The 23,516-nt window shown below is 68.9% G+C and carries 24 protein-coding genes; 15 read left to right on the top strand and 9 right to left on the bottom strand.

Annotated elements, in window-relative coordinates; translation table 11 throughout:
* The first annotated feature begins 111 nt into the window (after positions 1-111).
* The 4 genes from eat to ACFOPI_RS09900 are packed head-to-tail and all read left to right on the top strand — an operon-like array spanning position 112 to position 4,718.
* Complete coding sequence (eat, locus tag ACFOPI_RS09885) at positions 112-1,506, top strand: ethanolamine permease (RefSeq protein ID WP_382173412.1); 1,395 nt, start codon at positions 112-114, stop codon at positions 1,504-1,506.
* A gap of 41 nt (positions 1,507-1,547) precedes the next feature.
* Positions 1,548-2,942 (top strand): ethanolamine ammonia-lyase subunit EutB, encoded by a 1,395-nt coding sequence (locus tag ACFOPI_RS09890; RefSeq protein ID WP_382173414.1) that lies wholly within the window; start codon positions 1,548-1,550, stop codon positions 2,940-2,942.
* Positions 2,939-3,766 (top strand): ethanolamine ammonia-lyase subunit EutC, encoded by an 828-nt coding sequence (gene eutC / locus ACFOPI_RS09895; protein WP_382173416.1) that lies wholly within the window; start codon positions 2,939-2,941, stop codon positions 3,764-3,766. Before ACFOPI_RS09890 ends, eutC begins: the two co-directional genes overlap by 4 nt.
* A gap of 43 nt (positions 3,767-3,809) precedes the next feature.
* Positions 3,810-4,718, top strand: a complete 909-nt coding sequence (locus tag ACFOPI_RS09900) for an HTH-type transcriptional regulator ArgP (protein ID WP_382173417.1) — start codon at positions 3,810-3,812, stop codon at positions 4,716-4,718.
* Here the strand turns inward: ACFOPI_RS09900 and ACFOPI_RS09905 are convergent, their stop codons facing one another.
* Entirely contained in the window at positions 4,719-5,090 is a 372-nt protein-coding gene (locus ACFOPI_RS09905; RefSeq protein ID WP_382173419.1) for a PsiF family protein, read from the bottom strand. It lies immediately after the preceding gene.
* 115 nt (positions 5,091-5,205) lie between these two features.
* On the opposite strand from ACFOPI_RS09905, the gene argS reads away from it, so the two are divergent.
* The 8 genes from argS (at position 5,206) to ACFOPI_RS09945 (ending at position 13,237) form a co-directional block, all read left to right on the top strand.
* Positions 5,206-6,903, top strand: a complete 1,698-nt coding sequence (gene argS, locus ACFOPI_RS09910) for an arginine--tRNA ligase (protein ID WP_382173420.1) — start codon at positions 5,206-5,208, stop codon at positions 6,901-6,903.
* Between the two features lie 14 nt (positions 6,904-6,917).
* On the top strand, positions 6,918-7,583 hold the full coding sequence (locus ACFOPI_RS09915; RefSeq protein ID WP_382173422.1) for an SPOR domain-containing protein: 666 nt from the start codon (positions 6,918-6,920) through the stop codon (positions 7,581-7,583).
* A gap of 72 nt (positions 7,584-7,655) precedes the next feature.
* The gene (locus tag ACFOPI_RS09920) at positions 7,656-8,294 is read left to right on the top strand and encodes a thiol:disulfide interchange protein DsbA/DsbL (protein WP_382173424.1); all 639 of its coding nucleotides are present in this window, start codon (positions 7,656-7,658) and stop codon (positions 8,292-8,294) included.
* A gap of 176 nt (positions 8,295-8,470) precedes the next feature.
* A complete protein-coding gene (gene lptA / locus ACFOPI_RS09925) occupies positions 8,471-9,070 on the top strand; it encodes a lipopolysaccharide transport periplasmic protein LptA (RefSeq protein ID WP_382173426.1) in 600 nt (199 codons plus the stop codon).
* A gap of 35 nt (positions 9,071-9,105) precedes the next feature.
* The gene (gene lptB, locus ACFOPI_RS09930; protein ID WP_382173476.1) at positions 9,106-9,855 is read left to right on the top strand and encodes an LPS export ABC transporter ATP-binding protein; all 750 of its coding nucleotides are present in this window, start codon (positions 9,106-9,108) and stop codon (positions 9,853-9,855) included.
* Between the two features lie 12 nt (positions 9,856-9,867).
* The gene (locus ACFOPI_RS09935) at positions 9,868-11,487 is read left to right on the top strand and encodes an RNA polymerase factor sigma-54 (RefSeq protein ID WP_382173428.1); all 1,620 of its coding nucleotides are present in this window, start codon (positions 9,868-9,870) and stop codon (positions 11,485-11,487) included.
* Positions 11,484-12,812, top strand: a complete 1,329-nt coding sequence (locus tag ACFOPI_RS09940) for a THUMP domain-containing class I SAM-dependent RNA methyltransferase (RefSeq protein ID WP_382173430.1) — start codon at positions 11,484-11,486, stop codon at positions 12,810-12,812. Before ACFOPI_RS09935 ends, ACFOPI_RS09940 begins: the two co-directional genes overlap by 4 nt.
* Positions 12,809-13,237 (top strand): putative toxin-antitoxin system toxin component, PIN family, encoded by a 429-nt coding sequence (locus tag ACFOPI_RS09945; protein ID WP_382173431.1) that lies wholly within the window; start codon positions 12,809-12,811, stop codon positions 13,235-13,237. Before ACFOPI_RS09940 ends, ACFOPI_RS09945 begins: the two co-directional genes overlap by 4 nt.
* A gap of 3 nt (positions 13,238-13,240) precedes the next feature.
* Here the strand turns inward: ACFOPI_RS09945 and ACFOPI_RS09950 are convergent, their stop codons facing one another.
* Positions 13,241-14,860, bottom strand: coding sequence for an FMN-binding glutamate synthase family protein (locus ACFOPI_RS09950; protein ID WP_382173433.1), 1,620 nt, complete (start codon positions 14,858-14,860; stop codon positions 13,241-13,243).
* A gap of 62 nt (positions 14,861-14,922) precedes the next feature.
* On the opposite strand from ACFOPI_RS09950, the gene ACFOPI_RS09955 reads away from it, so the two are divergent.
* A complete protein-coding gene (locus ACFOPI_RS09955; protein ID WP_382173434.1) occupies positions 14,923-15,702 on the top strand; it encodes a UPF0149 family protein in 780 nt (259 codons plus the stop codon).
* Positions 15,703-15,746: 44 nt separating this feature from the next.
* Here ACFOPI_RS09955 and ACFOPI_RS09960 read toward each other — a convergent pair whose 3' ends face one another.
* Genes ACFOPI_RS09960 through apaG form a run of 6 tightly spaced genes read right to left on the bottom strand, consistent with a single transcriptional unit; the run spans position 15,747 to position 21,412 of the window.
* Positions 15,747-16,904 (bottom strand): DNA alkylation repair protein, encoded by a 1,158-nt coding sequence (locus tag ACFOPI_RS09960; RefSeq protein ID WP_382173436.1) that lies wholly within the window; start codon positions 16,902-16,904, stop codon positions 15,747-15,749.
* Positions 16,905-16,912: 8 nt separating this feature from the next.
* Positions 16,913-17,401 (bottom strand): CinA family protein, encoded by a 489-nt coding sequence (locus ACFOPI_RS09965; RefSeq protein WP_382173438.1) that lies wholly within the window; start codon positions 17,399-17,401, stop codon positions 16,913-16,915.
* Between the two features lie 3 nt (positions 17,402-17,404).
* Positions 17,405-17,935: a phosphatidylglycerophosphatase A family protein gene (locus tag ACFOPI_RS09970; RefSeq protein WP_382173440.1), complete on the bottom strand. Its 531-nt coding sequence runs from the start codon at positions 17,933-17,935 to the stop codon at positions 17,405-17,407.
* Between the two features lie 34 nt (positions 17,936-17,969).
* Positions 17,970-18,932 carry a thiamine-phosphate kinase gene (gene thiL, locus ACFOPI_RS09975; RefSeq protein ID WP_382173478.1) on the bottom strand — a complete coding sequence of 321 codons (963 nt, stop codon included), beginning with the start codon at positions 18,930-18,932 and terminating at the stop codon, positions 17,970-17,972.
* Between the two features lie 4 nt (positions 18,933-18,936).
* Complete coding sequence (locus ACFOPI_RS09980; RefSeq protein WP_382173442.1) at positions 18,937-20,997, bottom strand: site-specific recombinase; 2,061 nt, start codon at positions 20,995-20,997, stop codon at positions 18,937-18,939.
* Between the two features lie 13 nt (positions 20,998-21,010).
* Complete coding sequence (apaG, locus tag ACFOPI_RS09985; protein WP_382173443.1) at positions 21,011-21,412, bottom strand: Co2+/Mg2+ efflux protein ApaG; 402 nt, start codon at positions 21,410-21,412, stop codon at positions 21,011-21,013.
* Between the two features lie 80 nt (positions 21,413-21,492).
* Here apaG and rpe point away from each other — a divergent pair, with 80 nt between their 5' ends.
* Positions 21,493-22,170, top strand: coding sequence for a ribulose-phosphate 3-epimerase (rpe, locus tag ACFOPI_RS09990; RefSeq protein WP_382173445.1), 678 nt, complete (start codon positions 21,493-21,495; stop codon positions 22,168-22,170).
* On the top strand, positions 22,170-22,877 hold the full coding sequence (gph, locus tag ACFOPI_RS09995) for a phosphoglycolate phosphatase (protein ID WP_382173447.1): 708 nt from the start codon (positions 22,170-22,172) through the stop codon (positions 22,875-22,877). Before rpe ends, gph begins: the two co-directional genes overlap by 1 nt.
* Here gph and ACFOPI_RS10000 read toward each other — a convergent pair.
* Entirely contained in the window at positions 22,867-23,472 is a 606-nt protein-coding gene (locus ACFOPI_RS10000) for a chalcone isomerase family protein (RefSeq protein WP_382173449.1), read from the bottom strand. The two genes, gph and ACFOPI_RS10000, sit on opposite strands and share 11 nt — an antisense overlap.
* Positions 23,473-23,516: the final 44 nt, after the last annotated feature.

Consider the following 23,516-nt stretch of genomic DNA (forward strand, 5'->3'; position numbering starts at 1 on the left):
GCCGGGGCGTGTTTCCGATCCGGGATAGGGCGAACGGAGCGGGCGAACCACACTGCGCGCCAGGCCGCCCGAGCCGTTCGGGCTTTTCATCCACACACAAGAGAACGTCCCATGTCCACCGCATCCACTCAGGTCGCCCGGGAGCTCAAGCCCGTGCTGGGCACCTTTTCCCTCTGGGGCATCGCCGTCGGTCTGGTCATTTCCGGCGAGTACTTCGGCTGGAGCTACGGCTGGGCCAGCGCCGGCACGCTGGGCTTCCTGCTGGCCACGCTGCTCGTGGCGCTGATGTACACCACCTTCATCTTCAGCTTCACCGAGCTGTCGACGTCCATCCCGCACGCCGGCGGCCCGTTCGCCTACGCGCGCCGCGCCTTCGGGCCCACCGGCGGCTTCATCGCCGGTTTCGCCACCCTGGTGGAGTTCGTGTTCGCGCCGCCGGCCATTTCGCTGGCCATCGGCGCCTACCTGAACGTGCAGTACCCAGCGCTGGACCCGAAGTGGGCCGCGGTCGGTGCCTACGTGATCTTCATCGGCCTCAACGCGGTGGGCGTGGGCATCGCGGCGGCGTTCGAGCTGTTCGTCACCATCCTGGCGGTGATCGAGCTGCTGGTGTTTGCCGGCGTGGTCGCGCCGGGCTGGTCGCTGGCCAACTTCACCGCCAACGGCTGGGCCGGATCGCCCGACTTCAGCATGGGCACCTGGGCCGGCATCTTCGCCTCCATCCCGTTCGCGATCTGGTTCTTCCTGGCCATTGAAGGCGCGGCCATGGCCGCCGAAGAGGCCAAGGACCCCAAGCGCACCATCCCCATCGCCTACATCACCGGCATCCTTACGCTGGTGGCGCTGGCCTTCCTGGTCATGGTCATGGCCGGCGGCGTGGGCGACTGGTCCAAGCTGTCCAACATCAACGACCCGCTGCCCCAGGCCATGAAGATGGTGGTGGGCGATTCCAGCGGCTGGCTGCACATGCTGGTGTGGATCGGCCTGTTCGGCCTGGTCGCCTCGTTCCACGGCATCGTGCTGGGCTATTCGCGCCAGATGTTCGCCCTGGCCCGCGCAGGCTACCTGCCGGCGATGTTTGCCAAGGTCCACCCGCGCTTCCGCACCCCCGTCAATGCCCTGATCGGCGGCGGCATCGTGGGCATCGCGGCCGTCTTCAGCGACCAGTGGGTCACCATCGGCGGCCTGCCGCTGACGGCCAACATCGTCACCATGGCGGTGCTGGGCGCGCTGGTCATGTACATCATCTCCATGGCCGCGCTGTTCAAGCTGCGCGCCAGCGAGCCGAAGCTGGACCGCCCGTTCCGCGCCCCGCTGTATCCGCTGTTCCCCGCCATCGCCATCGTCTGCGGCGTGGTCTGCCTGGCGGCGGTGGTGTACTTCAACCAGCTGCTCTCGCTGATCTTCCTGGGCTTCATGGCGGTCTGCTATCTCTATTTCCACCTCACCGCCGCCCAGCGCAATGCCGCACCGCACGACGCCATGCTGGCCGCTGCGGCAGAATGAAATTCACGGTGTGACCCCACCCGCACCGAGGAGCCGCTGACGTGAACCTGAGCGCCACGCTGGGACTGCAGACCTTTCGCTTCGGCAGCCTGCGCGAGGTGATGGCCAAGGCCACACCTTTGCGCTCGGGCGATGCACTGGCGGGCCTGGCCGCCGCCACCGAGCAGGAGCGGGTGGCCGCACGTTGGGTGCTGGCCGACGTGCCGCTGCAGCGCTTCCTGGACGAGGCGCTGATCCCCTACGAGAGCGACGAGGTCACGCGCCTGATCATCGACGGCCACGACCGCGCCGCCTTCGCGCCGGTCAGCGGCCTGACGGTGGGCGGTTTCCGCGACTGGCTGCTGGGCGACGCCGCCACGCCGGCGGCGCTGGCGCGGCTGGCCCCCGGGCTCACACCCGAGATGGTGGCGGCCGTCAGCAAGATCATGCGCAACCAGGACCTGATGCTGGTGGCGCACAAGTGCGAGGTCGTCACCCGCTTTCGCAACACGGTGGGGCTGCGCGGGCACCTGTCGGTGCGGCTGCAGCCCAACCACCCCACCGACGACCCTGCCGGCATCGTCGCCAGCCTGATCGACGGCCTGCTGCACGGCGCAGGGGACGCGGTGATCGGCGTCAACCCGGTGTCCGACAGCGTGCCCGACCTGGTGCGCCTGAACCACGTGCTGGCCGAGGTGATTCAGCGCGGCGGCGTGCCCACGCAAAGCTGCGTGCTCACCCACGTCACCAACACGATGCAGGCCATGCAACTCGGCGCGCCGGTCGACCTGGTGTTCCAGTCCGTCGCCGGCACCGAGGCGGCCAACCGCTCCTTCGGCATCACGCTGTCGGTGCTGGACGAGGCGCACGCGGCCGCGCTCAAGTTGAAGCGCGGCACGGTGGGCGACAACGTCATGTACTTCGAGACCGGCCAGGGCAGCGCCCTTTCGGCCAACGCCCACCACGGCGTGGACCAGCAGACCTGCGAGGCCCGCGCCTACGCGGTGGCGCGGCGCTACCGGCCCATGCTGGTCAACACCGTGGTCGGCTTCATCGGGCCGGAGTACCTCTACGACGGCAAGCAGATCATCCGCGCCGGGCTGGAAGACCACTTCTGCGGCAAGCTGCTGGGCCTGCCCATGGGCTGCGACATCTGCTACACCAACCACGCCGAGGCCGACCAGGACGACATGGACAACCTCATGGTGCTGCTGGCCAGCGCGGGGCTGAACTTCCTGATCGGCGTGCCCGGCGCCGACGACGTGATGCTCAACTACCAGAGCACCTCGTTCCACGACGCGCTGGTCCTGCGCGATCTGCTCGGCCTGAAACGCGCGCCCGAGTTCGAGGCCTGGCTGCAGCGCGTGGGCGTGACCGGTGCCGACGGGCGCCTGCTGCCCGCCACCGCCCAGCTGCCGCTGTCGCAGCGCCTGTGGACTCTGCCGGAGCCGGCATGACAAAGGACCTGTCGCCTTTGCCGGGCGAGCCGTGCACGGAGCTGGAGACCGCCGCCGACCCCTGGGCCCACCTCAAGCGCTTCACCCCCGCGCGCATCGCGCTCGGCCGCGCCGGGGCCAGCATGCCCACGCGCGAGGTGTTGGATTTCACCCTGGCGCACGCGCAAGCCCGGGACGCCATCCACCTGCCGCTGGACGTGGACGTGCTGGCCGGGCAGCTGCAGGCCGACGGCTGGCCCGCGCCACTGCGGCTGCGCAGCTGGGCCCACGACCGCCATGAGTACCTGCTGCGCCCCGACCTGGGGCGCCGGCTGGACGAGGCCAGCGTGGGGGCCCTGCGGGCCTGGCGTGCGGACAATCCAGCGCCCGACCTGGCCCTGGTGGTGGGCGACGGTCTGTCGGCCCTGGGTATCCAGCGCCACACCGTGCCCTTGTTCAATGCCATCCGCCATGCGCTGGGCGGGGCCTTCGTTCAGAGCCCGCCTGTGCTGGTGGGTCAGGCACGGGTGGCGGTGGCCGACGAGGTGGGCGAGCTGCTGGGCGCCCGCATGGTGGCCATGGTGGTCGGCGAGCGACCCGGCCTGAGCTCGCCCGACAGTGTGGGCATCTACCTTACCCACGCGCCCCGCGTCGGGCGCACCGACGCCGAACGCAACTGCATTTCCAATGTGCGCCCCGCCGGACAGGACCCGGTCACGGCCGCGCGCCGCCTGGCCTGGCTGGTGCACGAGGCCCTGCGCCTGGGCCTGACCGGCGTCGGCCTCAAGGACCACAGCGGCCTGCCCATGGTCACGGCCGCACCGTCGCAGGGGCTGTCTGGTTAAACTGGGCTGAACCGTTTCTGGTTCGCTCAAGTTTCAATTGGACATGCTGGACGCCCGCCAACTCGAAGCCCTGGCCGCCGTGGTCGAACACCGGGGCTTCGGTCCGGCCGCGCAGGCCCTGAACCTCACGCTGGCGGCGGTCTCGCTGCGCATCAAGTCGCTGGAAGAACACCTGGGACAACGCCTGCTGGTGCGCGGCAAGGCGGTGCGCGCCACCGCCGCCGGCCAGGCGCTGCTGGCGCATGTGAAACAGCTGCAGATGATGGAGGCCGACCTGCTGGCCGGGTTGCAGGGCGGGGCCGAATCGCGGGCTGGTGCGGCCTGGCAGAGTCTGAGTGTGGCCACCAACGCCGACTCCGTGGCCAGCTGGTTCCTGCCCGGCGTGGCACCGCTGCTGCAGCGACACCGCCTGCTGCTGGAGATCACCATCGACGACCAGGACCACACGCATGACGCGCTCAAGAGCGGCGAGGTGATCGGCTGCGTCACGACGCTGGCCGAGCCGATGCGGGGCTGCGTGGCCGAGCCGCTGGGCGTGATGCGCTACCGCTGCGTGGCCGCGCCCGAGGTGGTGCAGCGCTGCCGAACACCGCGCGGCGCGGTGTCGCCTCACCGCTTGCTGGCGCACCCGGCCATCATCTTCAATCGAAAGGACGCGTTGCAGGACGCCTTCCTGCTGCAGCACTTCGGCCTGAAGCAACCCAGCTACCCGCGCCACTACGCGCCTGCGGTGGACGCCTTCGAGCGGGCGATCGAACTGGGGCTGGGCTGGGGCATGGTGCCCGAGCAGAACCTGCACGGGCGGCCGGGCCTGCAGGAAGTGCTGCCCGACGCCACGGTGGACGTGACGCTGTACTGGCAGCACTGGGCGCGCGAGCCGCTGTCGGCGCAGCGGCTAACGCAGGCGGTCAAGGCGGCGGCGCATGCCGCCTTGCCGCCCGTGGCGGGCTGATCAGCCCTTCAGACAGGTGCTCATGAAAGCCTTGCGCTCATCGCCCTTGAGCGCCTTCTTGCCGGCCTCCTCGTTGCAGGTCTTCATCTTGTTCTGCTGGCTGTTGCCGGCCTCTTCCTCGCCGCTCAGGCATTTGCTCATGAAGGCCTTGCGCTCGTCGCCCTTGAGCGTCTTGGCTTTCGGGTCGGCGTTGCAGGTCTTCATGCGGTTCTGCTGGGCGGTCGGCTTCTTGTCGGCCGCGGGGGCCGCCACTGGCGCCGCGGCGGGAGCGGGTGCCGCAGCGGCGGCAGGTGCGGCCGCAGGAGCCGCCGTCTGGGCGAGGGCCAGTGAGAGGGTTCCGGTCAGGGCGAGCAGGGTCAGCAGTTGTTTCATGTGGTGCCTTGTGGGGTGAAGTGCCCGAAACGGGCCCGGAAACGATACCCGCGTTTGTCTTAAGGCTGTCTGACAGCCGGGGGCAGGGCTTTCCCGAACCTAAAATCCCGTCCCTATGCTCAAGATCAAACAGGAACTGCTGGCCGGCCTCGCGCAGGCGCTGGACCAGCTCTCACCCGGTGCCGGCGACAAGGCCGCCTTCGAATCGCCCAAGGTCGCGGCCCATGGCGACTACGCAGTCACGGCCGCCATGCAGCTGGCCAAACCGCTGAAAGCCAACCCGCGCCAGCTGGGCGAGCAGCTCAAGGCCGCGCTGATGGCGCTGCCGGTCTACCAGCAATGGGTGGCCGACATCGAGATCGCCGGGCCCGGCTTCCTGAACCTGCGGCTCAAGCCCGCGGCCAAGCAGGCCATCGTGACCGAGGTGCTGCATGCTGGCGAAGCCTTCGGCGTCCAGCCCTCCAATGGCCAGCGCCTGATGGTGGAGTTTGTCTCGGCCAACCCCACCGGCCCGCTGCACGTGGGCCACGGCCGCCAGGCCGCGCTGGGCGACGCGATCTGCAACCTCTACAGCACCCAGGGCTGGAGCGTGCACCGCGAGTTCTATTACAACGACGCAGGCGTGCAGATCGGCACCCTGGCCACCAGCACACAGCTGCGCGCCAAGGGCTTTAAACCGGGCGACGACTGCTGGCCCACCGCCAGCGACAACCCGCTGGCCAAGAACTTCTACAACGGCGACTACATCGCCGACATTGCCGAGGCCTTCAAGGCGCGTGCTACCGTCAAGGCGGACGACCGCGAGTTCACCGCGAACGGCGATGTTGAGGACTACGACAACATCCGGCAGTTCGCGGTCGCCTACCTGCGCAACGAACAGGATCTGGACCTGCAAGCTTTCGCGGTCAAGTTCGACCACTACTACCTCGAATCCAGCCTCTACACCGACGGCCGCGTGGACGCGACGGTGAATAAGCTGGTCGCCAATGGCAAGACCTACGAGCAGGACGGCGCGCTGTGGCTCAGGTCCACCGACTACGGCGACGACAAGGACCGCGTCATGCGCAAGGGCGACGGCACCTACACCTACTTCGTGCCCGACGTGGCCTACCACATCGCCAAGTGGGAGCGCGGTTTCACCAAGGTCATCAACATCCAGGGCACCGACCACCACGGCACCATCGCGCGGGTGCGCGCCGGCCTGCAGGCCGCGGGCGTGGGCATCCCCCAGGGCTACCCCGACTACGTGCTGCACACCATGGTGCGCGTGGTGCGCAACGGTGAAGAGGTCAAGATCAGCAAGCGCGCCGGCAGCTACGTGACCCTGCGTGACCTGATCGAGTGGACCAGCAAGGACGCGGTGCGCTTCTTCCTGCTCTCGCGCAAGCCCGACACCGAATACACCTTCGACGTCGATCTGGCCGTGCAGAAGAACAACGACAACCCGGTCTATTACGTGCAATACGCCCACGCGCGCATCTGCTCGGTGCTGGCCGCCTGGGGCGGCGACGTGGCTTCGCTGGCCGGCACCGACCTGTCGCCGCTGGACACGCCGGCCGCGCAGTCGCTGATGCTGCTGCTGGCCAAGTACCCGGCCATGTTGACCGCGGCGGCCGAAGGCTTTGCCCCGCACGACGTGACCTTCTATCTGCGCGAGCTGGCCGCGGCCTACCACAGCTACTACGACGCCGAGCGCATCCTGGTGGACGACGAGGCGGTCAAACGAGCCCGTCTGGCCCTGGTCCGGGCGACGGCGCAGGTGTTGCACAATGGTCTGGCCGTGCTGGGCGTGAGCGCCCCGCAGAAGATGTGAAACCCTCCCCTCCCATGAACATTTCATTCCTGCAGGCCCGCACTCAGCGTGGCGGCACCCTGGTCGGCTTCGTGGTCGGCCTGCTCGTCGGCCTGGGCCTGGCGCTTTCCGTGGCCGTGTATGTGACGCGCGTGCCGGTGCCCTTCGTGGACCGTGGCGTCACCCGCAAACCGGCCGACGATGCGGCCGAGGCCGAGCGCAACAAGGGCTGGAACCCGAATGCCGGGCTGGTGAACAAGGCGCCGCCGCTGCCGACCCCTGCAGAGACGCCGCCGCCGGTGGCCGGCGACACTGCGCCGAAGGAATCTCCGGCGGCGGAGCCCGACAAGGCGCCGGCCGCCAAAGCCGCAGACGCCGCCAAGCCGGACACCGATCCGCTGGGCGACCTGATGAAAGCCAAGGCTGGAGCACCGGCGGAGCCCGCGGCTGCACAGGGGGCCGACCCGTTCACCTACTTCGTGCAGGCCGGGGCGTTCAAGTCTCCCGAAGAGGCGCAGGCGCAGAAGGCCCGGCTGGCCATGCTGGGCATGGACGCCACCATCACCGAGCGCGAGCAGTCGGGCCGCACCGTGTTCCGCGTCCGCATGGGGCCGTTTGGCCAGAAATCCATGGCCGAGGCTACGCGCGAGCAACTGGAGGTGAACGGGGTGGAGGCGGCGCTGGTGCGGGTGCAGCGCTGATTGCACCACCGCACGAGGAACTTTTCACAGGCCCGGGAGCCTGATTCAGGTCATTTCAAGGAGTCCGATTCCATGCATCGTCGAGATTTTTCGCGCAGCCTCCTGGTGGCTGGTGCCGCCACCGCCAGCGGACTGGCCCTGTCGCCGGCACTGGCCCAGCGCGTGGCCTTCAAGGAAGGCACCGACTTCCAGCGCCTGGCCAAGCCAGCACCGACCGAGAGCCCGGCGGGGCAGGTCGAGGTGGTCGAGTTCTTTGCCTACAGCTGCATCCACTGCTACAACTTCGAGCCAGTCTTCGGCGAGTGGATCAAGCGCAAGCCGGCCCACGTCACGGTGCGCCGCATGCCGGTGGCCTTCAACCAGAACTTCGTGCCGATGCAGCGCCTGTACTTCACGCTGGAGGCCATGAACCTGGTGGACACGCTGCACGTCAAGGTGTTCAAGGCCATCCATGAAGAGCGCCTGCCTCTGACAACGACACCCGCCATCACCGCCTGGATCGAAAAGCAGGGCGTGAACCGCGAGCAGTTTCTGGGCATCTTCAACGGTCAGGCCGCCGAGCTGTCCAAGAAGGCCGTCGGTCTGCAGGACGCCTACCAGGTAGAAGGCACGCCCGCCCTGGGCATCGCCGGCAAGTTCTATGTGGGTGGACAGGGGCCGCGCACTCTGCTGGTGGCCGACTCGCTGATCGCCGAGGCCCGCAAAGGCTGACCGGTTTCTGTCACTTCTCTTCTTGAAGCCCGCCTGTGCGGGCTTCCTGCTTTCATGGCGGGAACAATGTGCCGCCGCTGCCGCGAAACGGCTTGGGCACCGCTACAATGAATGCAAGATTTGTGCCCTCATACGCCATGCACCTACACGCACCAACCCCCCGTTCCATCGCCCGGATGTTGGCCGTCATTGGCCTGACGCTGCCCCTGCTGGCGCAGGCCGAAAAGGCCGACAAGGACAAGCCCATGAACGTGGAGGCCGATGCGCTGCGTTACGAAGAGGCGCGCCAGACCAGCGTGTTCACCGGCAATGTGCTGATCACCAAGGGCACCATCCTGATGCGTGGTGCCAAACTGGACGTGCGCCAGGACCCGCAGGGCAACCAGTACGGTCTGCTGCTGGGAACGCCCGAGAAGGCCGGCTTCTTCCGCCAGAAACGGGAAGGTCTGGACGAGTGGATTGAGGGCGAAGGCGACCGCATCGAATACGACAGCAAGGCTCAGACGGTGCTGTTCACCGGCCGCGCGGTGCTGCGCCGCTACCGCGGCACCCTGCTCAACGACGTGAGCGAAGGCACCGAGATCCTCTACAACAGCCTGACCGAGGTGTTCACGGTCAAGGGTGGCGACACCAGCAAGACGGCAGCCAATCCCACCGGCCGCGTGCGCGCCATGCTCACGCCGATCCCGGAAGAGGAGAAGAACGGTCCCGCCGCTCCAGCGACCGATCCGGCGAAGCTGCGCCCCAGCGGCAAGATCACCGAGCCCAAGAAGTGACGGAGACCGTCGCCAGCGCCAGCCCTTCGGGCGACATGGTGTCGCACAGCCGTCTGGAGGTCAGAGGGCTCAAGAAGTCCTATGGCAGCCGCAAGGTGGTCAAGGACGTATCCCTGTCGGTGGACAAGGGCGAGGTGGTCGGTCTGCTCGGTCCCAACGGTGCCGGCAAAACCACCTCGTTCTACATGATCGTCGGCCTGCTGCGGGCCGATGGTGGCGAAATCCTGCTGGACGACCACCGCATCGAATCCCTGCCCATCCACCGGCGCGCCCGGCTGGGCCTGGGCTACCTGCCGCAGGAAGCATCAATCTTCCGAAAGCTGACGGTGGCGCAGAACGTGCGCGCGGTGCTGGAGCTGCAGCAGGACGCCAACGGCCAGCCGCTGTCCGCGCGCGAGATCGACGCCCGCCTGGACGAGCTGCTCAAGGAGCTGCGCGTCGACCACCTGCGCGATTCGCCCGCGCCCGCCCTCTCGGGCGGTGAGCGCCGGCGCGTGGAGATCGCCCGCGCGCTGGCCACCCGCCCGCGGTTCATCCTGCTGGACGAGCCTTTCGCCGGCATCGACCCGATCGCGGTGCTGGAAATCCAGCACATCATCAGCTTCCTCAAGTCGCGCGGCATCGGTGTGCTGATCACCGACCACAACGTGCGCGAAACCCTGGGCATCTGTGACCACGCCTACATCATCAGTGACGGTCATGTGCTGGCCAGCGGGACCACCGCCGAAATCATTGAAAACGCCGAGGTGCGCCGCGTCTACCTCGGCGAGAACTTCCGCATGTGACGGGATGAGCGGATGAAGCAAGGTCTGTCGCTGCGGGTGTCGCAGCACCTCGCGCTGACGCCACAACTGCAGCAGTCGATCCGGCTGCTGCAGCTGTCCACGCTGGAGATGGCCCAGGAGGTCGAGCAGATGCTCGACGAGAACCCGTTCCTGGAACGTGGCGAGGAGCTGGCCGATCGCGAGGATTTCGGCGTTCAGACGGCGGACGCGCCGGTGGTGGCCGGCGAGCAACTGGAAGAAGCGGCGCAGCCGGTGGTTGAGCCGCGCAGCGCCGAGCCGGACACCCGCACCGCCCCGGCCGACAGCGCGGACAGCACCGGCGACGACGTCGAGAGCCGGCTGGACGGTGCGACCCCGGTCGAAGAGAGCTGGGAAGGCGACGGCACGGTCGAGATGGCGCCCGACGACAGCGAGTGGGGGGGCGAAGCGCCTGCGCGCAACAGCGGCTCCGGCAGCGAAGACGACGACACCGCCACCGCCGCCGACCTGGCCCGTGTGCCGGTCAGCCTGCAGGACCAGCTGCACGACCAGGCGCGCTGCCTGCGCCTCTCGGACGAGGACAGCGCGGCGCTGTACTTCCTGATCGAGTCGCTCAACGACGATGGCTATCTGGAGGACAGCCTGCACGAGCTGGCCCGCGCCTGCTGGCGGCTGACCGCCGGCCGGCCCGCCGATGAGGAACCGCGCTTCGACGAGGTCGAGGCGATCGAGCGGCGCCTGGGCATCGCCCTGCAGTGGCTGCAGCAGATGGAGCCCACGGGCGTGGGCGCGCGCGACCTGGGGGAGTGCCTGCGGCTGCAGATCATGGACCTGCGCAACACGCCGGCGGCCCGTGCGGCGCTGGCGATCTGCGAGCAGCCGCTGGAGCTGATGGCCAAGCGCGACATCAAGCGCCTGTGTGCGGCCACCGGGCACGACGACGAGACCGTGCGTGCGGCGCTGACGCTGATCGCGCGGCTCGAGCCCAAGCCGGGGCGCCGCTTCGTCGACGTCGAGCGCAACGTGGTGGTGCCCGACGTGATCGTCACCCGCGCCGGTCGCGGCTTCAAGGTCTCGCTCAACGCCGAGGTGATGCCGCGCCTGCGCGTGCACGACGTTTACGCCAACGCCCTGCGGGGGCGGCGCGAGGCCGGCGGCGAAGCCGGCCACGCGGCCATGCAGCAACGGCTGCAGGAAGCGCGCTGGTTCATCAAGAACATCCAGCAGCGCTTTGACACCATCCTGCGTGTGTCCTCGGCCATCGTCGAGCGCCAGCGCAACTTCTTCATGCACGGCGAGCTCGCCATGCGCCCGCTGGTGCTGCGCGAGATCGCTGACGAGCTGGGTTTGCACGAGTCCACGATCAGCCGCGTGACCACGGCCAAGTACATGGCCACGCCGTTCGGCACCTACGAACTGAAGTACTTCTTCGGCTCCAGCCTGGGCACCGAGACCGGCGGCAATGCGTCGAGCACCGCGGTGCGTGCGCTGCTCAAGCAGTTCATTGCCTCCGAAGAGCCGTCCAAACCGCTGTCGGACAACCAGCTCTCGGACCTGCTCAAGGAGCAGGGCATCGAGTGCGCGCGCCGCACGGTCGCGAAATACCGCGAGGCGCTGCGCATCGCGCCCGCGAACCTGAGAAAAGCGCTTTGAACTCCCTTTCCCTGTTCCTTCCTTGCGCCGCAGGGGTGGAAGACTACCTCGCGGCCGAGGTCACCCGCATCACCGGCGAGACCGCTGTGCAGAAGTCGCGCGCTGGCGTGGCGCTGCAGTCCTCGTGGCGCGACGCGCTCAAACTCAACCTGCACAGCCGGCTCGCCCAGCGTGTGCTGGTGCAGCTCTGGCACGGCGGCTACCGCAGCGAGAACGACCTCTATGCCGCGGCCAGCGAGGTCGCGTGGGAGATCTGGTTCACCCCGCAGCAGACCATCAAGGTCGAGGTCACGGCCCAGCACAGCCCGCTCAAGAGCCTGAACTTCGCGGCGCTCAAGATCAAGGACGCGGTCTGCGACCGCTTCCGCGACAAACGCGGCGAACGCCCCAGCGTCAACACCACCTGGCCCGATGTGCGACTCTACGCCCACCTGACCACCGACACGGTGAGCCTCTACATCGACACCTCGGGCGAGCCTCTGTTCAAGCGCGGCTGGCGCGAGGACAAGGGTGATGCGCCGCTGAAGGAAACGCTGGCCGCGGCCATGATCGCCGCCACCGGCTGGAATGGCGCCGAAGCCGAGTCGCTGGACGACATCGTGCCGCTGTACGACCCCTGCTGCGGCAGCGGCACGGTGGCCATCGAGGCGGCGCAGATCGCGCTGCGCGTGGCGCCCGGCCTGCAGCGGCGTTTCGCCTTCGAGAAGCTGCTGCCGTTCCAGCCGCACGTCTGGCACGCGCTCAAGGACGAGGCCGCCAAGCAGCGCCGCGATTGGCCCGCCGGACGCAAGCCCATCGTGTTCGGCAGCGACGTGGCCTTCCGCATGGTCGACTTCGCGCAACGCAACGCCGAGCGCGCGGGCGTGGCCTTTGCGATGGAACTGCGCGGCGGCGACGCGCTGCAGCGCATGCCGCCCACCGACAAGCCGGGTGTGATGCTGCTGAACCCGCCCTATGGCGAGCGCATTGCGGCGGCTGGCGTGGCGGGGCAGAGCGCCCAGGTGCGCGCGGCCGAACGCGGCGCGCGCGCGCCCCGCACCTTCACCGTGGGCGCCAAGGCCGCGCCCGAACCAGGCCTGGGCCGCGAGAGCGTCCAGATGGCCGATGGCAGCGACGGCAGCGACTTCTTCCAGCGCCTGGCGGCGCATTGGAAGAGCCATTACGCGGGCTGGAGCGCCTGGCTGCTCACGCCCGACCTCAAGCTGCCCGGCAAGATGCGTTTCAAGGAGTCGCGCCGCGTGCCGCTGTGGAACGGCCCCATTGAGTGCCGCCTGTTCCGCTTCGACCTCACCGCCCGTCGCGCGCCAGCCGAGCCATCGGCATGACCTCCTTGACAACGGTGCTGGTGCTCGACACCAACGTCGTGCTCGACCTCTTCGTCTACGAAGACCCCGCCACGGTGGCGCTGCGTGAGCAGTTGGCCGATGCGCAGACGCGCTGGCTGTCGACGCCGGTGATGCGCGAGGAGTTGCGGCGCGTGCTGGCCTATCCGCAGGTGGTGAAACGCCTGGAAGCCCGGTCCCTGCAGGCCGATGCGGTGCTCGCGGCGTTTGATGCGCGGGCCGAGATCGTGGACAGCGCGCCCAAGGCGCCCTACACCTGCAAGGACGCCGACGACCAGAAGTTCATTGATCTGGCGGTGGCACACACCGCCGCGCTGCTGAGCAAGGACAAGGCGGTGCTGTGCATGCGCAAGCGGTTGGCGACGCTGGGCGTGGCGGTCGGCCGGCAGTGGCCGGCGGACGCCTGACCCTCAGACCTGCGCGAACTGTTCGGCGCTGGCGCTGGGCCAGTAGGTGGTGAACACCGGGTGCAGGCTGTGAATGTCGCCCAGCAGCGCGCCCGGCGCCACGGTGGGCAGCAGGTTGGACAGCAGCCGCACCTCGTTCTCGTTGACGCGGCGCACGATGTGCTGGGCGCTGATCTCGCCGGGGTGCTGCAGTCCGGCGGCCTGCACCAGCTCCTGCAGGGCCTTGAGGGTGTTCTGGTGGAAGTTGAAGACCCGCGTGGCTTTGTCGGGCACCACCAGGGCCTGCTGGCGCAGCGGGTCCTGCGTGCTGACCCCGGTCGGACACTGGCCGGTGTGGCAGCTCTGGGCCTGGATGCAGCCCAGCGCAAACATGAAGCCGCGTGCGCTGTTGCACCAGTCGGCACCGAGGGCCATGGCGCGCGCGATGTCGAAGGCGCTGACGATCTTGCCCGAGGCGCCGATCTTGATGCGGTCGCGCAGGTTCACGCCCACCAGGGTGTTGTGCACCAGGCGCAGCCCCTCCTGCAGCGGCGCGCCGACGTGGTCGGTGAACTCCAGCGGCGCGGCGCCGGTGCCGCCCTCGGCGCCGTCGACGACGATGAAGTCGGGCGTGACGCCGGTTGCCTGCATCGCCTTGACGATGGCGAACCACTCCCAGGGGTGGCCGATGCAGAGCTTGAAGCCGGTGGGTTTGCCGCCCGAGAGCTCGCGCAGGTGGGCAATGAAGCGCAGCATCTCGATGGGCGAGGAGAACGCGCTGTGCGCCGCCGGCGAGATGCAGTCCTGGCCCATCGGCACGCCGCGCGCGGCCGCAATCTCCGGCGTCACCTTGGAACCGGGCAGCACGCCGCCGTGGCCCGGCTTGGCGCCCTGGCTGAGCTTGAGCTCGATCATCTTCACCTGAGGGTCGAGCGCGTTGGCCTTGAAACGGTCGTCGTTGAAGCGGCCCTGTTCGTCGCGGCAGCCGAAGTAGCCGGAGCCGATCTCCCAGACCAGGTCGCCACCGTGCAGCCGGTGCCAGCTGCTGATGGAGCCTTCGCCGGTGTCGTGGGCAAAACGCCCCCGCTGCGCGCCGCTGTTGAGCGCCTGGATGGCGTTGGCCGAGAGCGCGCCGAAGCTCATGGCCGAGATGTTGAAGACGCTGGCTTCGTAGGGTTGGGTGCAGGCCGGGCCGCCGATGGTGATGCGGAAGTCGTGCGAGGCCAGGTGGGTCGGCGCCAGTGAATGGTTCAGCCATTCATGGCCATCGGCCTTGACATCGAGCTGCGTGCCGAAAGGCCGTTTGTCGGTCTCGCCCTTGGCACGTGCGTAGGCCAGGCTGCGCTGGCTGCGCGAGAACGGTGCGGCCTCGGTGTCGCTCTCGATGAAGTACTGGCGCATCTCGGGCCGGATTTTTTCCAGCATGAAGCGCAGGTGGCCGATGACGGGGTAGTTGCGCAGCACCGCGCTCTTGGTCTGGCGCAGGTCCCGGTAGCCCAGGACTGAGAGGCCGGTGAACACCAGGAACCAGAAGCCGCCGATGCCGAAACCGACCAGGGTGAACAGGCTCAGCAGGGCGCACACCACGCACAGCGCAAGCGCGGTGTACCGCACGGGATAGAGGGCGTTGAGGCGGTCGAGCATGTCGGGAGTCCTGGGTGGCGCGGCTACACTGGCCCGCATCTTAAGACCCCACACCCGACACCATGAGCCTGGATACCCTGCCCCCGATGGACAACGCCGAATTCGATGCCCTGGAGGCGGTCCTGGACGATCTCCGTTCCCGCGACGAAGAGGTGCCGCAGTGGGAGTTCTGCGAAGGCGCGATCGCGGCCCTGCTCTGCACCCGCCGCCCCGTGAGCGCGGAAGAGGCCCTGCCGGTGGTGGTGGGTGTCGGCGACGACGAGGGCGACTCCTCGTTCAAGAACGCGGAGCAAGCCGCCCTGTTCAAAGACTTGTGGACGCGGCGCTGGAACGAGGTGGCGGCGTCGCTCGCGGCCAAGGTCGAATCGCTGGACGACGACCGCGCTTACCACCCCGAGGTGATGGACGTGCGCGGTGCGGTGGCGATGCTCCCTGAGGCCGAGCGCGCCGAGATCGAAGGCCAGCCGCTGCCGGCCTTCGGCCAGGTCTGGGCGCTGGGCTTCATGTTCGTGGTCGAGAACTGGGAAGAGGAATGGGCGCCGCCGCGCGACGCCGAGACCGCCGGGTGGATCGACGAAGCACTGGACGCGATTGTGGTGCTGACCGAGGACGACACCGGCCAGCCCGCCTTCAACATGCACGCCGAAGAAGGGCCACCGAGCGTGAGCGAGGCGCGCGCCAACGCTTTCGGGTCGGCGATCTGGGCGGTGTACGACCTGCACCAGATCTGGCAGAGCCTGGGCCCGCGCGTGGAACCCGTGCGCAAGTCGGCCGAACCGGGGCGCAACGACCCCTGCCCCTGCGGCAGCGGCAAGAAGTTCAAGAAGTGCCACGGCGCCTGAGCACCGCCCCCCCGCGCTGAAAGCGCTCAGCCGCCAGCAGGCCCCTACCCGATGAGGTCGAACGCGGCTTCGGCGCACACCGCTCCGTTGACCTGCAGCTCGATCCGGTGGCGGCCCGGGTGCAGGGTCCGGGTGGTGACCGGGCGCAGGCTGTGGCGCTTGTCCAGTGTGCAGCGTTCGCCCGGCGCCAGCACCAGCTTCCAGCCCTTGAACACCTTGGGGCTGGTGCCGCCGTTGGCGCGCACGTGGTGCACCAGGTAGTCGATCACCAGGGTCTGCGGGGTCGCCGCCGTGCTGTGCATCGTCACCTCCAGGCCGATGTCTCCGCCGACAGAGGCTCGGCGCGCCGACAGCTTCAGTTGAGCCTCACCTTCCAGTCCCCTCGCCAGACCCCAGGCCGCCAGGGTGGGCGCGTGGCCCTGTTTGATCAGGCCGCGGCTGGCGTGGCGCAGCAGCGCCTCCCGCTGCGCGCTGGCGTCGGGCCGGTGGGTCTGCACCCAGTGTGCGACCAGGTCCGGGTGGTCTTTGGCGATGTCGTTGAGGTGGTTGGCGACGCTGCGGCGCACATAGGCGCTGGGGTCGTCCTGCAGGGCACGCAGCAGGGGCAGCGCAGGCGCCGGATCGGCCACCAGCGCCTGCAGCCGCAGGCCCCAGGGCAGGCGGGGGCGCGAGCCTTCGCTGACCAGCCGGCGCACGTGGGCGCTGGGATCATGAACCCATTGCGTCAGGGTGGCAAACACGGCGTCCGGATGGCTCTGGATGAAGGGGCGGATCGCGAACTCGGACGAGAAGCGCTGGGTCAGGGCGTGCAGGCAGGCCAGGGCGCGGGGCACATCGTCCATGCCTCGGCGCGCCACGAACTCCGCCAGCGACCACACCACCCAGCCGCGCAGGCCGGCCTTGTCGGCGCCGCCGTGCTCGTTGTTGGCCAGGCCCAAGGGCTCTCCATCCGCGTCCAGCGCGGTCGGCGGTGCCAGGCTGGCCTCGATCAGGTCCGCGGCGTGTGCGAACCGGTCCGGCAGGGTGGCTTCCAGGGCGTCGGCCAGCTGCATGGCGCGCGCCTTGAACTCCAGCGTGTCGAGCCCGTTGGCAGCCTGTCGCTCGAAAGCGGCGCGGTTGAACTGGGGCCACACGCGTTGCAGGTGGTGGCCCGCGGTGTCGACGGTGCGGGTGCTGATGAGGTTCTTGAAGGGCTCGGCCATGCCGCGGCTCAGGGGTGTTGCGACAGCCGCTGCAGCAGCCCGTCCAGCGCGTGGGCCACGGTGGCCTGCCGCACGGCTGCGCGGTCGCCATCGAAACGGCGGTGCTCGGTGAACACGCCTTCGGGCGTGGCCCAGCCGAACCAGACCGTGCCCACCGGTTTGTCGGCGCTGCCGCCCGTGGGACCCGCGATGCCGGTGACCGCCACCGACCAGTGGGCGTGCGCGTTGGCCACCGCCCCGGCGGCCATGGCGCGGGCTACCGCCTCACTGACCGCGCCGTGCGCCTCGATCAGCGCCGCCGGCACGCCCAGCAACTCACACTTGGCGGCGTTGGAGTAGGTCACGAAGCCGCGCTCGAACCAGTCGCTGGATCCGCTGATCTCGGTGCAGGCGCCGGCGATGAGGCCGCCGGTGCAGCTTTCGGCGGTCGCCATCATCTGGTCGCGCGCCCGTAGGACGACGGCCAGTTGTTCCACCAGGGTCGGAATGGGGTGCATGGGTCAGTACTTCCAGAGGGCGATGACGAGCAGCGTGCACAGGGCGGCTGCGAAATCGTCGAGCAGGATGCCGAAGCCGCCGCGCGGGCCGAAGCCCTTGAAGGTGCGGTCGGCCCAGGCCATGGGACCGATCTTCACGGCGTCGAACAGTCGGAACAGCGCAAAGGCGGTGAGTTGGCCCCAGAAGCCCGTGGGCATCACCAGCCAGAGCACCAGCCAGAAAGCGACCACCTCGTCCCAGACGATGTGGCCCGAGTCGGCGATGCGCATGTGCCGCGCGGTGACGGTGCAGGCCCACCAGCCGACGAGGGTGGCGGACCCGATCAGTGCGGCCCAGCGCAGATCGGTCATGAACGGCTGCAGCAGCACGAAGGCGGCCCAGGCCCAGAGCGTGCCGACGGTGCCGGGCGCGGCGCGCGACAGGCCCGACCCAGCACCCAGGGCGATGAAGTGCGCCGGGTGGGCGAGCAGGAATTTCAGGTCGGGCCGGTGAATGACCGGTGGAGGAGCGTCGGCGGCCAGGGTCTCGGACATGGCGGGATTATGGGTCCCGCGCTCGGGCCAGCCCTCAGGCGAAGTGGTCGTAGCTGCGGGCGCTCACCGGCCGCACGCGACCGTCTGGCCCGAGCAGGCGCAGCCCTGTGTCGGCGGTGATGCGACCGATGCGCTGCACCGGGGTGCTGGTGGCCGCACCCGCGCGCATGACGTCGTCCCGCGCCGCCGCCGGGGTTGTGAACAGCAGCTCGTAGTCGTCGCCGCCGTTCAGCAGACATTCCAGGCGGTCCGCGTCGGCCAGCGGTTGCAGGGCCGGCGCCACCGGCAACGCGGCCAGGTCGATCTCTGCGCCGACGCCGCTGGCCGCGAGGATGTGGCCGAGGTCGCCGGCCAGTCCGTCGCTGAGGTCCAGGGCGGCATGTGCCACACCGGCCAGCGCCCGGCCCAGCGCCAGCCGGGGCGCTGGCCGCTCCAGCCGCTGGCGGCACATGGCCTGGTCGTCCGGTGCCGCCAGCGCCCAGGCGGTGCCGCGCAGCTGCTCCAGCGCCAGCCGTGCCTCGCCGGTGCGACCGCTCAGCCAGAGCTCGTCGCCGGCCCGGGCGGCATCGCGGCGCAGCGCGAATCCAGGTGCCACTTCGCCGAACACCGTGATGCAGATGTTCAAAGGGCCGCGTGTGGTGTCGCCACCCACCAGCGGGCAGCCGTGCGCATCGGCCAGCGCCAGCAGGCCGTCGGAGAAGGCCTGCAGCCAGGCGTCGTCCGCGCTGGGCAGCGCGAGGGCGAGTGTGAAGCCCAGCGGCCGGGCGCCCATGGCGGCGAGGTCGCTGAGGTTGACCGCCAGCGCCTTGTGGCCCAGCGCTTCCGGGTCGACATCTGGGAAAAAGTGGTGTCCTTCGACCAGCATGTCGCTGGAGATGGCGAGCTGGTGACCAGGGCTGGGCGTGAGCAGCGCGCAGTCGTCGCCGATGCCCAGCGCCACCGCCGGCCCGGACTTCGCGCGCTGGAAGTGCCGACGGATCAGTTCAAACTCGCCCACGCCGTCAGCCACGCGAGGTTTCGGCGCCTGAGGCGTCGGCGCTCAGGCCGTCGTCGCTGGCGTCCGGAGGCGGTTCCGCGCCCGGGCGCGGCGGCAGCAGGAAGCTCAGCGGCGCGTGGCGCAGGCGGTGGCGCAGGGCGGCGTAGATGCGGCTGCGGTGCGCGTCGTTGATCGCCTGTGCCTTCAGCGCCAGGCGGAACGCCAGGTAAAAGCTCACCGCCAGATTCAGCGGGCCGACCACCGCCACGCCGGCTACGGCCGACCAGAACGCCGGCTCGCGCAGCACATCCCAGCCCAGCGACATGGCGGCCGCCGCCACCTGGCCGGCAGACAGCGTGACGTGGCGCACCTGCAGGCCCAGGCCGAAGAACTCGGCAAAGGCGGGCACGATGCCCAGCATCAGGCCCAGCGAGATGTTGGCCGCCAGACCGGAGATGTTGCGCCGCAGGAAGCCGGCCCAGCGGTCGGCGCGGGCGCGCCCCAGCCAGCGGGTGGTGCGCGGGTTGTGCCGGATCGCCGAGTCGAGGCGGTGGAACACGAACCAGTTCTCGACCCAGCCGGCGATGATGCTGGAGGAAAACAGCAGCACGCCGGTGAAGGCGGCGAACAGCGCGGTCGGCCCCAGCAGCTGCATGTCGTGCAGCACGTGCCGCGCCTTCTCCGTGTCGATCATGGGCGCGCCGGTGAATGCACTCAGCAGGCCGCTGATCAGCATGACCACCGGGATCACCACGCCGACGTTGCCCAGGATGGCCGCGATCTGCGAGCGCAGCAGGTTCGCCACCTCGTCGACAAAACGGCGGACTGCGCCGGGCTGGCGGATATCGCGCAGCTTGGCCACCATGGCCGGTGCCGTCACCGCCGGTTGCTTGGTCGCGACGGTCCAGTGCAGCAACTGCACCAGCACGAAGAAGAAGGCGTAGTTCAGGCCGGCGGCGAAGCCGTTCCAGAACAGCGACAGGCCCAGGCCATAGAGAGCGAACTTGACCCAGGTGGTCAGGCCGATCAGCGCGCCGCCACCGGCTGCCTTGCCCAGCATCTGACGGTATTCGGCCGCGTCGCGCGTGATGTAGTGTTCGCCGCTCTCGGCGCTGCGCTCGGCCACCTTGGCGGCGGTCAGGTGCGAGCTGCTGGCGATCAGCGCGCGCAGGCTGCGGTTGTCGTGGCCCACCTGGGCCAGGTCGGCCAGCAGGGCCGCGGTGGCACGCTCAGGTTGTTCCGACTGCAGGCAGTCCAGCAGCGACTTGGCGCGCAGCACCCGCTCGCGCAGCTGGCGCAGTCGGAACACGATGCCGACCGATACGCCGTGGGCGTCCAGGTGCGTATAGACCGAGTAGGCCGCGTGGCGGCAGGCGTCCAGCTGCGTGCGCAGGTGGGCCGCAGCGGCCTGCACTTCAGCGCCGTGCACGCCGTGGGCCAGCACCGCGTCGCGCAGGTCTTCCATGTCCACCGGCAGCTGGTGGAAGGTGCGCTCCGACTTGGCGGCCTCGGACATGCGCACGCGGATCTCGGCGGCGTAGCCGGTGGCGGTGATCTGGCCCACACAGAACACCAGCGCGTCCAGCAGCGACCGCTCCCACAGGCCGGGTCCAGTGGTCGCCGGTTCGTCCGGAGCCGGGCTGAACAGCAGCACATGCAGCCGGTGCAGCGTCTGGCTGTCCAGGGCGCGCAGCCACCGCACGTCGTCGGCCGTGGGCAGCAGCAGATCGAACAGCGCGCCCAGGTCGGTGGTCTCGGGCGTGCCGGGCAGCAGCTTCTTGCGCACGCGGTGGCCGAATTCGCTCAGGAAGGCGGTGCGTGGCGCGAAACCGTGGTCGGCCAGCAGCGGCGCCAGGTCCACGGTGTCGGTGAAGCGGCGCCACCAGGCGCGCCAGCGGCGCACCCAGCCGGGACGTGCCTCGGCGGTGTCCAGCAGCAATTGCAGACGGGCCACGCTGGCGCGCGCATCGCCATCGGTGCCGCGCACCCACTGCAGCAGCTCGATCAGCCACAGGTGCCGCTCGGCCAGCGGCGCCTCGGGGTCCAGCCGGTCGAGCAGTCGGACCGGGTCCACAGCGCTGCTCACAGCCCGGCCTGCTTCAGTGCAGCACGCGCGGTGGCTGGTCGCCGCCACCGCCGCCGTCGGCCACCAGGGCGAACTCGGGTACCTCGGCTTCGAAGCGCTCGCCATCTTCGGCGACGCAGAAGTAGCTGCCGCGCATGCTGCCCGATCGCGTGCCCAGGCGGGTGCCGCTGGTGTACTGGAACGACTCGCCCGGCCGCAGCAGCGGCTGGTTGCCCACCACGCCCAGCCCTTTGACCTCCTCGGTGTGGCCGCGGGCGTCGTCGATGATCCAGTGGCGCGAAATCAGCTGCGCCGTCACGTCACCGGTGTTGGTGATGGTGATGGTGTAGGCGAAGGCGTAGATGTCTTCGTCCGGCGCGGACTGTTCGGCCAGGTACTGGGGCTCGACCTCGCAGGTGAACTGGTATTTCGGCATGGCGGGCATGTTACCGCGGCGCCGCAAAACCCGGCAGGCCCTGCGAAAATGCCGGAATTGCGCCCATCCAGACCCTTTTCATGACCACCTACCGCATCGCTCCGTCCATCCTGTCTGCCGACTTTGCCCGCCTGGGCGAAGAGGTGAAAAACGTCATCGCCGCCGGCGCCGACTGGATCCATTTCGACGTGATGGACAACCACTACGTGCCCAACCTGACCTTCGGCCCCATGGTCTGCCAGGCGCTCAAGCCGCACGCGAAGAAGCCCGACGGCACGCCGGTGCCGATCGACGTGCACCTGATGATCCAGCCGGTGGACGCACTCGCAGGTGCCTTCATCGATGCCGGGGCCGATCTGGTGAGCTTTCACCCGGATGCCAGTGCCCACGTGCACCGCAGCGTGCAGGCCATCAAGGCCAAAGGCGCCAAGGCCGGCCTGACCTTCAACCCCGCCCAGCCGCTGGAAGTGCTGGACTGGGTGATCGAGGACATCGACCTGATCCTGATCATGAGTGTCAACCCAGGCTTCGGCGGCCAGAGCTTCATCGATTCCGCCCTGCGCAAGATCGAACAGGCGCGCAAACGCATCGAAGCCAGCGGCAAGGACATCCGCCTGGAAGTGGACGGCGGCATCAAGGCCGACAACATCCGCCGCGTGGCCGATGCCGGCGCCGACACCTTCGTGGCCGGCAGTGCGATCTTCGGCAAGCCGGACTACAAGGCCGTGATCGACCAGATGCGCGCTGCGCTCGCCTGATGCTGGTGGGCATCAAGGCGGTGATCGTCGATCTCGACGGCACCATGGTCGACACCCTCGGCGACTTCGAGGAAGCTCTCAACCGAACACTGGCCGACCTGGACCTGCCGCCGGTCACGCGCGCCCTGATCGAACGCACCGTCGGCAAGGGTTCGGAGCACCTGATCCGCTCGGTGCTGGCGCACCAGCTGGCGCTGCCCGAGGTGACTGGGCTGTCCAATGTCTGCCAGGCGCGCAGCGTCGACACGCTTTACGAGCCCGCCTGGCAGCGCTACCAGCACCACTACCTGCGCATCAACGGCGAGTTCTCCGCGGTCTACCCGGGCGTGGTCGAGGGGCTGGCGAGGCTGAAAGCGATGCAGCTGCCGATGGCCTGCCTGACGAACAAGCCGCTGGCGTTTGCGCAGGGACTGCTCAAGGCCAAGTTCCTCGACGGGTATTTCGGCTGGGTGTTCGGTGGCGACAGCTTCGAGCGCAAGAAGCCAGACCCGATGCCCATCCTGGGCACCTGCGCTGCCATGGGCGTGGTGCCCGCGCAGGCGCTGATGGTGGGGGACTCGCAGAACGACGCCCTGGCGTCGCGGGCGGCGGGCTGCCCGGTCGCGCTGGTCACCTACGGCTACAACCACGGCCAGCCGGTTGACCAGGCCCCGCACGACCTGCTGGTGGACTCGCTGCTGGAGCTGGCGGAGCGCCTTACTTCTTGATGCCGAGCAGGGCGTCCTTGAGCTGCCAGTCGGCCGGCTTGGGTCCGAGCCAGATGCGCATCAAGGCCTCGAAAAACTCCGGCTCCCTGAACGGTTCACCTTCGACCTGGCCCTTGACCGTCAGCACGGTCCCTGTGCCAGGAATCCAGTCGAGCACAAAGTTCTCACCGGTCTTGAGCACCTTGTGGTTGGTGAACACCTGGCTCATGCGCATCACGCCCGGGATGAGCTTGGCAAAACTGCCCTTTTCCATGTTGTCCTCCATGCCGCGGGAAAACAGCTTGCCCAGCTCGGCCGAGTCGATGTCGCGCAGCATGGTGATGGTCATGCGCTTGGGTCCGGGCTGGTTCAACAGTGCGTCGGGTGTGCTGGCAGGCTTTTCCACATAGAAACCGGCGGTGTAGACCTTGAACACTGCCTTGTAGCGGACACCGGCACCGTTGAGGGTCAGGGCCTTTCCAGCCAATGTCACCCGGTCTTCGAGCTGGACCCCTGCCACCTCCACCGTCGCCGCCAGCGTGGGCAGGCTGGCCAAGGCCAAGGCGGTCGCCAGGACAAGCCGGGGCACAGACGGGTGAAGACATGGTGTGGTCATGGGGAAGGCTCCAAATAGAACGACCGTTCGTTTTTGCATTGTCC

The organism is Hydrogenophaga luteola, from assembly GCF_042648585.1.
In the GTDB taxonomy this organism is placed as follows: Bacteria; Pseudomonadota; Gammaproteobacteria; order Burkholderiales; family Burkholderiaceae_C; genus Hydrogenophaga; species Hydrogenophaga luteola.

Excerpts from the sequence above, each read along its gene's own strand:
- eat (WP_382173412.1), top strand. The coding sequence starts at position 112 with ATGTCCACCGCATCCACTCAGGTCGCCCGGGAGCTCAAGCCCGTGCTG.
- eutC (WP_382173416.1), top strand. The coding sequence starts at position 2,939 with ATGACAAAGGACCTGTCGCCTTTGCCGGGCGAGCCGTGCACGGAGCTG.
- ACFOPI_RS09900 (WP_382173417.1), top strand. The coding sequence starts at position 3,810 with ATGCTGGACGCCCGCCAACTCGAAGCCCTGGCCGCCGTGGTCGAACAC.
- ACFOPI_RS09905 (WP_382173419.1), bottom strand. The coding sequence starts at position 5,090 with ATGAAACAACTGCTGACCCTGCTCGCCCTGACCGGAACCCTCTCACTG.
- argS (WP_382173420.1), top strand. The coding sequence starts at position 5,206 with ATGCTCAAGATCAAACAGGAACTGCTGGCCGGCCTCGCGCAGGCGCTG.
- ACFOPI_RS09915 (WP_382173422.1), top strand. The coding sequence starts at position 6,918 with ATGAACATTTCATTCCTGCAGGCCCGCACTCAGCGTGGCGGCACCCTG.
- ACFOPI_RS09920 (WP_382173424.1), top strand. The coding sequence starts at position 7,656 with ATGCATCGTCGAGATTTTTCGCGCAGCCTCCTGGTGGCTGGTGCCGCC.
- lptA (WP_382173426.1), top strand. The coding sequence starts at position 8,471 with ATGTTGGCCGTCATTGGCCTGACGCTGCCCCTGCTGGCGCAGGCCGAA.
- lptB (WP_382173476.1), top strand. The coding sequence starts at position 9,106 with ATGGTGTCGCACAGCCGTCTGGAGGTCAGAGGGCTCAAGAAGTCCTAT.
- ACFOPI_RS09935 (WP_382173428.1), top strand. The coding sequence starts at position 9,868 with ATGAAGCAAGGTCTGTCGCTGCGGGTGTCGCAGCACCTCGCGCTGACG.
- ACFOPI_RS09945 (WP_382173431.1), top strand. The coding sequence starts at position 12,809 with ATGACCTCCTTGACAACGGTGCTGGTGCTCGACACCAACGTCGTGCTC.
- ACFOPI_RS09950 (WP_382173433.1), bottom strand. The coding sequence starts at position 14,860 with ATGCTCGACCGCCTCAACGCCCTCTATCCCGTGCGGTACACCGCGCTT.
- ACFOPI_RS09955 (WP_382173434.1), top strand. The coding sequence starts at position 14,923 with ATGAGCCTGGATACCCTGCCCCCGATGGACAACGCCGAATTCGATGCC.
- ACFOPI_RS09960 (WP_382173436.1), bottom strand. The coding sequence starts at position 16,904 with ATGGCCGAGCCCTTCAAGAACCTCATCAGCACCCGCACCGTCGACACC.
- ACFOPI_RS09965 (WP_382173438.1), bottom strand. The coding sequence starts at position 17,401 with ATGCACCCCATTCCGACCCTGGTGGAACAACTGGCCGTCGTCCTACGG.
- ACFOPI_RS09970 (WP_382173440.1), bottom strand. The coding sequence starts at position 17,935 with ATGTCCGAGACCCTGGCCGCCGACGCTCCTCCACCGGTCATTCACCGG.
- apaG (WP_382173443.1), bottom strand. The coding sequence starts at position 21,412 with ATGCCGAAATACCAGTTCACCTGCGAGGTCGAGCCCCAGTACCTGGCC.
- rpe (WP_382173445.1), top strand. The coding sequence starts at position 21,493 with ATGACCACCTACCGCATCGCTCCGTCCATCCTGTCTGCCGACTTTGCC.
- gph (WP_382173447.1), top strand. The coding sequence starts at position 22,170 with ATGCTGGTGGGCATCAAGGCGGTGATCGTCGATCTCGACGGCACCATG.
- ACFOPI_RS10000 (WP_382173449.1), bottom strand. The coding sequence starts at position 23,472 with ATGACCACACCATGTCTTCACCCGTCTGTGCCCCGGCTTGTCCTGGCG.